Here is a 10,483-nt window from a genome sequence, read left to right as displayed (position 1 = left end):
ATGAGCACAATTCTGGAACTGCGTGAGAAACGCGCCAAGGCATGGGACGCCGCCAAGGCTTTCCTCGACAGCAAGCGCGGCGCGGACGGCATGGTATCGGCGGAGGACGCCGCCGTCTATGACAAAATGGAGGCCGACGTGATCGCGCTGGGCAGGGAGGTCGAGCGTCTGGAACGGCAGGAAGCCCTTGACCGGGAGCTGTCTGCCCCCACCAGCCAGCCGCTGACGGCGAACCCCGGCGGCGCGGCGGCCCCGTCCGGCAAAGCGTCCGCCGAGTATAAAAAGAACTTCTGGAATGCCCTGCGTGGGAAAAAGGTGGCCGAAAATTCCCTCAGCGTCGGCACGGACGCAAACGGCGGGTATCTGGTGCCGGACGAATTCGAGCGCACCCTCATCGAAGCGCTGGAGGAACAGAACATTTTCCGGCAGTTCGCCCGGATCATCCAGACGGCAAGCGGTGACCACATCATTCCGGTGGTGGCGACCAAAGGTACCGCCAGCTGGGTGGAGGAGGAAGGCGAAATTCCCGCCAGCGACAACACGTTCGCCCAGATCACGCTCGGCGCGTATAAGCTGGCGACGCTGATCAAGGTCAGCCAAGAGCTGCTCAACGATTCTGTGTTCCCGATGGAGAGCTACATCGCGAACGAATTTGCCCGGCGCATCGGGGCAAAAGAGGAGGAAGCGTTCTTCGTGGGCGACGGCGTGAAAAAGCCCACCGGCATTTTCGCCGCGACGGGCGGCGCGCAGGTGGGCAAAACGACCGCTTCCGCGACCGCCGTCACGCTGGATGAAATTCTCGATCTATATTACAGCCTGCGATCGCCGTACCGCGCGAAGGCGGCATTTGTCACGAGCGACACGACTGTGAAAGCCATCCGGAAGCTGAAAGACGAGAACGGGCAGTATCTCTGGCAGCCGGCGATCACCGCTTCCGCGCCGGACACGATTCTGGGCAGGCCGATCTACACCTCCGCCTACGTCCCGGCCATCGCGGCAAACGCGAAAACCGTGGCGTTCGGGGATTTCAGCTATTACTGGATCGCCGACCGGCAGGGCCGCACGTTCCAGCGGCTGATCGAAATGTATGCAGTCACCGGGCAGGTGGGCTTTATCGCAACCCAGCGCGTGGACGGAAAGCTGATACTGCCGGAAGCGGTGCAGGTGCTGCAGCAGGCGGCAACATGATATGGCGGATCTGCTTGACCGGGTAAAGAAAAATCTGATTCTGGAGCACGATCAGGATGACGCCCTGCTCCAAAGCTTCATCGCCGCCGCGACCTCCTATGCCGAGAAATACCAGCATCTGGAGGACAGATTCTACGCCGCCAATCCCATGCCGGCGACCACGGAGCAGGCGGTCGTCATGCTGGCGAGCCATTTTTATGAAAGCCGGGACGGCTCCACTGGGGGCTTCTTCACCGACAACGTCCCGGCGGCGGGGCAGGTGTGGAATACGGTCAACACGCTGCTGCGGCTTGACCGCGAATGGAAGGTGTGAGCCGTGAGCTTCGGTAAAATGAGCGCTTTCATCGACATCCTTCAGACGGAGCAGAGCAAGGACGCCGACGGTTTCGTCACCTCTGCCGATACGGTGCTGGCGAGCGTGCGTGCCTACCGGGAAGACCGCCACGGGAACGAATTGTGGGCGAACCGGGCGGCGTGGTCGGCGGCGACGAGCCTGTTCCGTTTCCGAAAAATCCCCGGTTTGGAGGTTCGGCCTTCCCTTTATATCGCCTGCTCCGGCGAACGGTTCCGCATTCTCAGCGCGGAGGATGTGCGCGGGCGAGGCATGTATATCGAGGTTCTGGCGGAACGGCTGGAGCCGAGCAAGTATTGAGGTGGTTCGACGTGGCAAAGGTTAATTTTAAGATGCCGGACGATTTTCTGCGGAAAGTCTCCGCTCTCGGCGAGAAAACCGACGAGATCATTCCCCGCGTGCTGGAAGCGGGAGGCGAGGTCGCCCTTGAGAAGGTGCGGGATAATCTTCGGGAGGCCGTCGGGCGGGATACCAAGTTCCCCTCGCGTTCCACCGGGGAACTTGAAGCGGCGCTGGGCCTTTCCCCGGCGAAGATGGATAAGAACGGCAATTTTAACGTCAAGGTTGGTTTTTCAGAGCCGCGTTCAGATGGAGAGAGCAACGCAAAAATCGCCAACATCCTCGAATACGGGAAGCACGGCCAGCCGCCGAAACCGTTTCTCCAGCCCGCTAAAACGCAGGCACGCAAGCCAGGCATAGAGGCGATGAAACAAAAACTGGAGGAGGAAATCGGCGGCCTATGAATATTCTCGGGGAGCTGACCGCTCTGATGGCTGAACTGGGGCTGGCGGTGGAAACCGGCGTTTTCTCCGGCGAAGCTCCCGCCGAATACACCGTCATTACGCCGCTGACCGACTCGTTTGAGCTGTTCGGCGACAACCTGCCGGAATTTGAAACGCAGGAGGCGCGGCTGTCCGTCTATTCCAAAAGCAACTACCTGGATGTCAAAAACCGCATCGTCCGCGCGCTTCTGGACGCGGGGTTCACCGTCACCGACCACCGGTATATCGCGCACGAGGACGATACCGGCTACCACCATTACGCCATCGATGTGGCGAAACCGTATGCATGGGAGGAATGAGGATGGCCACTATCGGCATGGATAAACTCTACTACGCGAAAATCACCGAAGCCGAAAACGGCGAGGAAACCTACGCAACGCCGGTTCAGCTGGCGAAAGCGATCAAGGCCGATCTGACGATCGACCTGGCGGAAGCGACACTCTACGCCGACGACGGCACGGCTTATGTCGTCAAGGAGTTCAAGTCCGGCACGCTCTCCCTGGGCGTGGACGATATCGGCGTGACCGCCGCGCAGGATTTGACCGGGGCCATCGTAGACGACAACGGCGTGCTGGTTTCCACCAGCGAAAACGAAGGCTCTGCTGTGGCTGTTGGTTTCCGGGCGCTCAAACCGAACGGGAAATACCGCTATTTCTGGTTGTACCGCGTCAAATTCGGCATTCCCGACACCAATCTGGAAACCAAGGGCGATTCCATCACGTTCCAGACGCCCACCATCGAGGGCACCGTGATGCGCCGGAACAAGCCGGACGGCAAGGGAAAGCACCCGTGGAAGGCCGAGGCGACCGAAGGCGACGCCGGTGTGTCGGATACCACGATTTCCGGCTGGTACACCCAGGTTTACGAGCCGGTTTACACCGCGCCGCCGGCAGGCGAATAAAGGAGGCCTTTTCACATGGAAAACGAACGCGGCGCGGTGATCGGCATCGGCGGCGAGGAATACGAGCTGATCCTCACCACAAAAGCGACCAAGGCCATCGCGGGCCGCTACGGCGGCCTAGAGAACCTGGGCGAGAAGCTGATGCGCTCCGAGAATTTCGAGCTGGCGCTGGATGAGATCGTCTGGCTCCTGACTCTACTGGCGAACCAGTCCGTCCTGATTTACAACCTCAAGCACAAAGACGCACCGAAGGAACTGCTGACCGAGGAGGAAGTGGAGCTGCTCACCTCGCCCCTGCAGCTGGCGTCATACAAAAACGCCATCACCGAAGCCATGTTCAAGGGCACCGCCCGGAACGTGGTCAGCGAAGGCGCAGAAAATGCGTTAAAAAACCCGCAAGCCGGGTAAGCGACGAAGAGCTTTTTACCCGGCTGTATTATTACGGAACCGTCCAGATGCGCATGGAGCCGGAGCAGTTCTGGCTCACGCCCATCGGGCTTTTTCTGGATTTATGGGCCTGCCATAAGCAGTGGCACGGGATCGAGAAACCGAAGAAGGCCGTCACGATTGACGACATTATCCCGCCAAGCGTGTAGAAGCACTTTTACGGTCGTAAAAAATGCGTGATCGTGCCGTTCTCAGCCATGATGTAAATTCCGAGTGCAATGAATATGACCGGAACGATAATGCGCTCATATTTTTCTATGGTTTCGCCAATCGGCTTGATGCCTGATACTTTTTTGCCGGCAAGATTCAGCAGAAAAGTCAGCGCGGCGAACATCAGGATCACGACACCGATCTGGAGCGGCCGCAAAGTCGTAAAGTATGGGATATAGACGCCGAGATTGTCTCCGCCGCTGGCAATGGTTATGGCGGCAACACTTATCACAAGGCTTCCATATTTTTGAGAGGAGGAAAGAACCCCGTCCTCCTCGCCTTCACTTTCCGGACGGACAGCCGCTCTGATGCCAAGGAACAGCGGAACCAGCCCCAGTAACCCTACAATCCATTCCTGAGGGATCAAATGGAGCGCAAAGGCAGCAATGAGACTGACAAAGATCAGGACAGATAATCCCAGATACTGCCCCGCCAGTATCATACCGGAGCGCTGATGATTTTTCTTCTGGGAATACAGGATGACCAAAATGAACAGATAGTCGATGCTGGTGGATACAAAAGTTGCGATTGCGGAAATGATGAAAGCCATTAATCTCCCTCTCTTGTGAAAAGGCCTTGCGGCCTCGGATATTCAGCCCGGGATTATTTTTCAACAAGCAATTTCAGAATGTCCCTCGTTTTTGGATCGGCCAAGGCGTAATAGACGAATTTCCCCTCTTGAAAGCGGCTTACGAGCTGGCGGTCCGCAAGGTAGCAAAGATGGTGGGAAGCGGCAGCCATGCTGCATTGCAGCAACTCCGAAAAATCGCATACGCACAGCTTTTCTTCCCAGTAAAGCGCGAGGAGGATCCGCAGTCGTTTTCCGTCCGAAAGGCTTTTCAAGGTTTCCGCTATCGCGTCGAGGGATACGGCGGCAAGTTTTTCCCTGACCCGGCGGATTTGATCCTCATGGATGAATTTTTCTTTGCAGATAAAATCGTCCACAACACTCCTCCTTTCATTCAAATATATATTTGAATGAATTGTAACATCCTTTATGCATCTTGTCAAAGTATTTCTAACCTAATAGTCACTTGGGGCAACTGAAAGGCTGTTCCTTTTTATGCCATTTTTGAGGAGGTGAGACGGCATGGCGGATAATTTCGGCTTCAAGATCGGGGTCGAAGGCGAAAAAGAGTTCAAAAGCGCGCTGCAGGATATCCGGCAGACCTTCAAGGTCCTCGGCAGCGAAATGAACCTCGTCGCCTCTCAGTTCGACAAGCAGGATAAATCGGTCGAGGCCGTCACCGCCCGGAATGCCGTCCTGAATAAGGAAATCGACGCGCAGAAGGACAAAATCACCACCCTGAAAGCCGCGCTGGACAACGCCGCCTCCTCCTTCGGCGAGAACGACCGCCGTACCCAGAACTGGCAGATTCAGCTCAACAAGGCGGAAGCGGAACTCAACGGCATGGAGCGCGAGCTGTCCGGGAACGAAAAAGCCCTTGTGGAAATGGGCGGCGAGTTTCAGGAAGGCGCGAAAGACGCCGACAAATTCGGCGACGAGGTTCAGGAAAGCGGCAAACAGGCGGACGACGCGGGCGGCAGGTTCGAGAAGCTGGGCGGCGTCCTCAAAGGCGTGGGCGCGGCGATGGGCACGGCTTTCGTGGCGGTCGGTGCGGCGGCTGTGGGAGCGGCAAAGTCTCTGACCGACATGACCGTGGGCGCTTCGGAGTACGCCGACAACATCCTGACAATGTCCTCGGTCACGGGCATGAGCGCCGACAGCCTGCAGGCCTATCAGTACGCCGCCGAGCTGGTGGATACGTCGCTCGAAACACTCACCGGCTCTATGGCGAAAAACGTGCGCTCCATGTCCTCGGCGCAGGCGGGCACCAGAAAAATGGCGGACGCATACAAGGCGCTGGGCATTTCGGTGACCGATTCCAACGGCAACCTGCGGGATTCCGAAACGGTCTATTGGGAAGCCATCGACGCACTGGGCAACGTCTCCAATGAAACGGAACGGGACGCGCTCGCCATGCAGCTTTTCGGCAAATCGGCGCAGGAACTCAACCCTCTCATCGAGCAGGGCTCGGCGGGCATCGCCGCGCTGACCGACGAGGCCGAACGCATGGGCGCGGTCATGAGCACGGAATCGCTGGAGGCTCTCGGCAAATTCGACGACAGCGTCCAGCGGCTCAAATCCGGCGGCACGGCGGCGAAGAACGTCCTCGGCATGGTGCTTCTGCCCCAGCTGCAGGTGATGGCCGACAGCGGCGTCTCCCTGCTCGGGACTTTCACCAGCGGTCTTATTGAGGCGAACGGCGATTGGACGAAAATCAGCGCGGTCATCGGGACCACAGTGGGCAGCCTTGTTTCCACGCTAATGGCGCAGCTGCCGCAGATCATCCAGCTTGCGCTGAGCATCGTGTCCAGCATCGGCGGAGCGATCCTCGCGAACCTGCCCCTTCTGGTGGGCGCGGCGTCGCAGATCGTCATGACTCTGCTTCAGGGGCTGATCAGCGCGCTTCCGCAAATCACGCAGGGCGCTTTGCAGCTGATTTTGGCGCTGGTCAACGGGATCGTCGCAAACCTGCCGCAGCTGGTGAGCGCCGCGCTGACGATGGTGGTTACGCTGGCAGCGGGTATCGGCGACGCGCTCCCGGAGCTCATCCCCGCGGTCATCGACGCGGTCCTCACGATCGTGAACACGCTTCTGGACAACATGGATCAGGTGCTCGCCGCCGCGTTCAGGATCATCGAAGGGCTGGCGAAGGGCCTGATCAACGCCCTGCCGCGCCTGATCGACCGGCTCCCGCAGATCATCGACTCCATCGTGAATTACATTGTCAACAACCTGCCCTTCATCATCGAAACGGGCGTCAGAATCATCGTCGCGCTGGCAACCGGCCTGATCCGGGCGATCCCGACGCTCGTGGCAAAGCTGCCGCAGATCATCTCCGCGATGGTGAGCGGGTTCGGCAGGCTGCTCGGCGCGTTCACGAACATCGGGAGCAATATTGTCTCCGGCATCTGGCAGGGAATCGTCGGGATGAGAAACTGGATTTATGCCAAGGTGAAGGATTTCTTCGGCGGGATCGTGGACAGCGTGGAAGGCCTACTCGGCATCCGCTCGCCGTCCACCGTATTCGCCGGAATCGGCGGGAATATGGCGCAGGGCCTCGGGCAGGGGTTCAGCAAGGCGATGGACGGCATCTCCGCCAATATGCAGGCGGCGGTTCCGACGAGCTTCAACCTTTCGCCTGCTGTCAACAGGATCGACGCATCGAACGGCTCCGCCGGCACTTCTCCTGCGGGCGGCGGCTTCACGCTGCACATCGAAACTTTCGTCAACAACTCGGAAAAGGACATCCAGCGCCTTGCCTATGAGTTTGAATTCTACCGTCAGCAGGCAGCGGCGGCAAGGGGGAACGCGTGATGCTGAGTTTCGAATTCGGCGGGAAAGACAGCTTTCGGGACTTCGGCGTCTATGTGGAAAAGCGCCCCAATATCTCCTCTCCGGAGCGCCGAGTGACGTATACCGATGTGCCGGGGATGGACTCAAGGCTCCGCCGCGACGAGGGCACCTACGGCGACATCACGCTCTCCGTGGAATGCTCGCTCCTCGGCGACCCTGTCTCCAAAATCAGCGCCGTCAAGGGCTGGCTTCTGGGCGCGGGTGAATCCGACCTCGTTTTCAGCCACATCCCGGGGCGGAAGTATCTCGCGCAGGTGGTCAACAGCATTGATTTTGAAATCGTGCTGAAGATCACCTCTCATTTCATCATCGTGTTCAGCTGCCGGCCGTTCCAGTATGCGACCGAAAATACTCCCGTCACAGTCAGCGAAAGCGCGACGCTCATCAATCCCGGAACGGTGAAGTCCCTTCCCATTATAAAGGTCACCGGTTCGGGAGCCGGTACTTTGACAATCAATGGGAGCAATGTGTCTTTCAGCGATATCGATGGCACGGTGACGCTTGATTCCGCGATTCAGGAAACGTATCAGGACACCGGCGCGGAGCTGGTCGGCAAAAATTCCACCATGACAGGCGATTACCCGGCGCTCCTGCCGGGCGAAAATATCATCTCATTTTCCGGCGGGATCACGTCCCTTGAAATCACTCCGAACTGGCGGTGGCTGTAATGATTCTGGTCTACGATTCCAATGCGCGGGAATTCGATAACAACGGGCTGGGCACAGTCGCTCCCATCTCGTGCGTCGTTTCGGAAGAGATCAACGGTGCGTTCGAGCTGGAGCTGACGCATCCGGTCGACTCGTTCGGCAAATGGAAACGCCTGCGGAAAAACAACATCGTCCGGGCGGACACCCACCGGGGCGCGCAGGCGTTCCGCATCTACCGGGTGGTGAAGGACGCGGTCGACGGCACGGTCATGGTGAACGCCCGCCACATCTTCTACGACCTGCTGGCGAATTTCGTGGAGGACGTCAGGCCGACCGGCAAAACCGGCGCGGAAGCCGGGCAGCAAATTCTGGACGGCTGCCAGTACCTGACGCCGTTTACTTTTTCGAGCGACATCACGCACACTTCCACCGCGTACTATATCCGCCAGTCGCCGGCGCGGGCGCTCCTCGGCGACGCCGATCAGGCGTTCATCTCCCGGTGGGGCGGCGAGATCGTCCGCGATAACTACAATATTGCGGTCAACACACGGATCGGCGCGGACAACGGGGTTCGGATCGCCTACAGGAAGAACCTGGCCGGGCTGGAATTCCAGGAGGACGCTTCCGGCGTGGCGACGCGGATTCTGCCGACGGCGCTGACCGGGGACAATCAGGTCCTGCTACTCCCCGAAAAATATATCGACAGCCCGCGCATCGCCGACTATCCGTTCCCGGTCATCGCGGCAATGGACACCGGTTACCAGGTCGGCAAGGATGTTGACGGCGCGGTCCCGTATCCGACAACCGACTCCTGTTACGACGCCATGCGGCAGTTTGTAGCCGACCGGTACCTCGCCGGGGCCGATATCCCGACGCTCTCCCTCTCCGTGGATTTCATGGACTGGAAAGACATCTCCGGGTATGAAAAATACAAATCCCTGCTGACGGTGAACCTAGGCGACGACGTGACGGTCGACTACGCGCCGTTCGGCGTCAGCGTGAAGCTCCGGGTGTGCGCGGTTTCCTACGACTGCCTGACCGACCGGTTCGAAACGCTGACCATCGGAGAAAAGCGCATTTCCGTTGTCAATTCCATCAACTCCGCTTCCCGGCAGATCAGCGAGGTGAAGCAGGAGATCACGGTTACAAATCAGACGGTATCTGCCGTCACAGGCAGCATTGATGACATCAACAGCGACGGCAAGCTGACCCCGAGCGAAAAAAGCGCCGCCCTGCGGGAGTGGAGCGCCTTCGCAAACGAGAAGGAAGCCCTCGGCACGCAGGCGGCGGCGCTCGGCATTTCAGCCGAGCTTTCCGATTACAACGACGCGTTCCAACTCCTGTCGAACTATCTGAACGGCGGCGCGCTCTACACGGACGGTCTGCCTCTCTGGCTGGACGATGAACACCGGGATATTACCACCGACATCAGCGGCGAGCAGTACCGGCAGAAATTTGCGGAGTATTACGCCGCCCGGAACACACTGGTACAGGCGGTCACCGCAAAGCTCAAGGCGCTGGCCGACACCGCGCAGAACGGCGTCAATTCCAACGCCGGAGAAATCACGACGATCAATTCGACGCTCACCACCATCCAAACAGACGTCGGCGGCCTGCAGACCACCGTCTCCAGCATCGACAACCAGATTTCCAATACCGAGGACGGCATCGCGCTCCGGCTCTCCAACGCGGAATCGACCATCGAGCAGCACGATTCCTCGATTCAGACAAAAGTCGAAAGCAGCACATTCGACGGATATGTTTCGGAAAATGACGCACAGTTTTCAGACGTTGATACCCGGCTGACCACGATGCAGCAGACCGTAGACGGTTTGTCGCTTTCGATCAGCCGGACCGGCTACCGGAATCTGCTGAAGAATTCGGCGGGCCGGAACGGGCTGACTTTCTGGAGCACAACCGGAACAGTCACTACCGTTTCCAACACGGATACCTCAAACAACACGCTCAGCAACTCCGCTTTCCTCATGGCGGCGGACAGTGCCATCTCGCAGGAGTTCCCCCTGAAATTCAACGCGGCGCACACGGTGTCTCTGCTCTTCCGGTCCTCCGGTTCCGGCGGAACAGTAACAGTAAGCATTACGCAGAACAGCGCCGAAGCCGTTCTGTACGACAATACCGACACCGGCACGGACTGGACGTTCGTCACGTTCCAGTTCAATTCCCTTGATACGGTCTGCACCATAAAAATGACAGCTTCCGTTGAAATCCTCGCGTCCGACCTGATCGTTTCCGAAGGCACGAACGTCGCGCCGTGGGTGCAGTCCGACGAGGAGCTTTACACGACGAATTTCATCGCGGACGGCACCGGCCTGACGATCGGGAGCAACACGACCGACATGAGGGCGCACATCTCCACGTCGGCCTTTGAAATCTATCGCGGTGACGATCTCCGCATCAACGTCGCGCCGGACGGCACGCGACTGCAGAAAACCATCATCGAGGACGACCTAACCGTCGGCAGCGTCAAAGAAATCGTGCGGGCCGGGGTCGGCGTGGACTTTGTTGTGATATAGG

General features: G+C 58.8%; 13 protein-coding genes. 11 read left to right on the top strand and 2 right to left on the bottom strand.

Annotation, left to right across the window (positions count from 1 at the left end):
- From EQM14_RS06990 to EQM14_RS16320, 8 genes are read left to right on the top strand one after another with little or no spacing between them, the layout of a single operon-like run.
- Entirely contained in the window at nucleotides 1-1,188 is a 1,188-nt protein-coding gene (locus EQM14_RS06990) for a phage major capsid protein (RefSeq protein WP_128742279.1), read from the top strand.
- Between the two features lies 1 nt (nucleotide 1,189).
- Entirely contained in the window at nucleotides 1,190-1,501 is a 312-nt protein-coding gene (locus tag EQM14_RS06985) for a head-tail connector protein (protein WP_128742278.1), read from the top strand.
- Nucleotides 1,502-1,504: 3 nt separating this feature from the next.
- Nucleotides 1,505-1,840 (top strand): head-tail adaptor protein, encoded by a 336-nt coding sequence (locus tag EQM14_RS06980; RefSeq protein ID WP_128742277.1) that lies wholly within the window; start codon nucleotides 1,505-1,507, stop codon nucleotides 1,838-1,840.
- Between the two features lie 11 nt (nucleotides 1,841-1,851).
- Nucleotides 1,852-2,283, top strand: coding sequence for an HK97-gp10 family putative phage morphogenesis protein (locus tag EQM14_RS06975; RefSeq protein WP_128742276.1), 432 nt, complete (start codon nucleotides 1,852-1,854; stop codon nucleotides 2,281-2,283).
- Nucleotides 2,280-2,621 (top strand): hypothetical protein, encoded by a 342-nt coding sequence (locus EQM14_RS06970; RefSeq protein WP_128742275.1) that lies wholly within the window; start codon nucleotides 2,280-2,282, stop codon nucleotides 2,619-2,621. The genes EQM14_RS06975 and EQM14_RS06970 overlap by 4 nt, the downstream gene beginning before the upstream one ends.
- A gap of 2 nt (nucleotides 2,622-2,623) precedes the next feature.
- Nucleotides 2,624-3,223 carry a major tail protein gene (locus EQM14_RS06965; RefSeq protein ID WP_128742274.1) on the top strand — a complete coding sequence of 200 codons (600 nt, stop codon included), beginning with the start codon at nucleotides 2,624-2,626 and terminating at the stop codon, nucleotides 3,221-3,223.
- A gap of 15 nt (nucleotides 3,224-3,238) precedes the next feature.
- Nucleotides 3,239-3,631 (top strand): hypothetical protein, encoded by a 393-nt coding sequence (locus EQM14_RS06960; RefSeq protein ID WP_128742273.1) that lies wholly within the window; start codon nucleotides 3,239-3,241, stop codon nucleotides 3,629-3,631.
- A gap of 47 nt (nucleotides 3,632-3,678) precedes the next feature.
- On the top strand, nucleotides 3,679-3,819 hold the full coding sequence (locus EQM14_RS16320) for a hypothetical protein (RefSeq protein WP_164918997.1): 141 nt from the start codon (nucleotides 3,679-3,681) through the stop codon (nucleotides 3,817-3,819).
- An 8-nt stretch (nucleotides 3,820-3,827) separates the two neighbouring features.
- Here the strand turns inward: EQM14_RS16320 and EQM14_RS06955 are convergent, their stop codons facing one another.
- Both EQM14_RS06955 and EQM14_RS06950 read right to left on the bottom strand, forming a co-directional pair.
- Nucleotides 3,828-4,430, bottom strand: coding sequence for a CadD family cadmium resistance transporter (locus tag EQM14_RS06955; RefSeq protein WP_128742272.1), 603 nt, complete (start codon nucleotides 4,428-4,430; stop codon nucleotides 3,828-3,830).
- A gap of 53 nt (nucleotides 4,431-4,483) precedes the next feature.
- Entirely contained in the window at nucleotides 4,484-4,825 is a 342-nt protein-coding gene (locus EQM14_RS06950) for an ArsR/SmtB family transcription factor (protein WP_164918996.1), read from the bottom strand.
- A gap of 145 nt (nucleotides 4,826-4,970) precedes the next feature.
- On the opposite strand from EQM14_RS06950, the gene EQM14_RS06945 reads away from it, so the two are divergent.
- The 3 genes from EQM14_RS06945 to EQM14_RS06935 are packed head-to-tail and all read left to right on the top strand — an operon-like array spanning nucleotide 4,971 to nucleotide 10,482.
- Nucleotides 4,971-7,262, top strand: a complete 2,292-nt coding sequence (locus EQM14_RS06945) for a phage tail protein (protein ID WP_128742270.1) — start codon at nucleotides 4,971-4,973, stop codon at nucleotides 7,260-7,262.
- Nucleotides 7,262-7,969 (top strand): distal tail protein Dit, encoded by a 708-nt coding sequence (locus EQM14_RS06940; RefSeq protein ID WP_128742269.1) that lies wholly within the window; start codon nucleotides 7,262-7,264, stop codon nucleotides 7,967-7,969. The genes EQM14_RS06945 and EQM14_RS06940 overlap by 1 nt, the downstream gene beginning before the upstream one ends.
- On the top strand, nucleotides 7,969-10,482 hold the full coding sequence (locus EQM14_RS06935) for a phage tail spike protein (protein ID WP_128742268.1): 2,514 nt from the start codon (nucleotides 7,969-7,971) through the stop codon (nucleotides 10,480-10,482). Before EQM14_RS06940 ends, EQM14_RS06935 begins: the two co-directional genes overlap by 1 nt.
- The last annotated feature ends 1 nt before the right edge of the window (nucleotide 10,483 follow it).

The organism is Caproiciproducens sp. NJN-50 (assembly GCF_004103755.1).
Classification (GTDB): domain Bacteria; phylum Bacillota; class Clostridia; order Oscillospirales; family Acutalibacteraceae; genus Caproicibacter.
Note: the sequence above shows the minus strand (reverse complement) of the source record. Positions and strands in the feature narration are given on the sequence as shown.

What these genes read in the sequence shown, in the direction of transcription:
- EQM14_RS06990 (WP_128742279.1), top strand. Translation starts at nt 1, where the DNA reads ATGAGCACAATTCTGGAACTGCGTGAGAAACGCGCCAAGGCATGGGAC.
- EQM14_RS06985 (WP_128742278.1), top strand. Translation starts at nt 1,190, where the DNA reads ATGGCGGATCTGCTTGACCGGGTAAAGAAAAATCTGATTCTGGAGCAC.
- EQM14_RS06970 (WP_128742275.1), top strand. Translation starts at nt 2,280, where the DNA reads ATGAATATTCTCGGGGAGCTGACCGCTCTGATGGCTGAACTGGGGCTG.
- EQM14_RS06965 (WP_128742274.1), top strand. Translation starts at nt 2,624, where the DNA reads ATGGCCACTATCGGCATGGATAAACTCTACTACGCGAAAATCACCGAA.
- EQM14_RS06960 (WP_128742273.1), top strand. Translation starts at nt 3,239, where the DNA reads ATGGAAAACGAACGCGGCGCGGTGATCGGCATCGGCGGCGAGGAATAC.
- EQM14_RS16320 (WP_164918997.1), top strand. Translation starts at nt 3,679, where the DNA reads ATGCGCATGGAGCCGGAGCAGTTCTGGCTCACGCCCATCGGGCTTTTT.
- EQM14_RS06955 (WP_128742272.1), bottom strand. Translation starts at nt 4,430, where the DNA reads ATGGCTTTCATCATTTCCGCAATCGCAACTTTTGTATCCACCAGCATC.
- EQM14_RS06945 (WP_128742270.1), top strand. Translation starts at nt 4,971, where the DNA reads ATGGCGGATAATTTCGGCTTCAAGATCGGGGTCGAAGGCGAAAAAGAG.
- EQM14_RS06940 (WP_128742269.1), top strand. Translation starts at nt 7,262, where the DNA reads ATGCTGAGTTTCGAATTCGGCGGGAAAGACAGCTTTCGGGACTTCGGC.
- EQM14_RS06935 (WP_128742268.1), top strand. Translation starts at nt 7,969, where the DNA reads ATGATTCTGGTCTACGATTCCAATGCGCGGGAATTCGATAACAACGGG.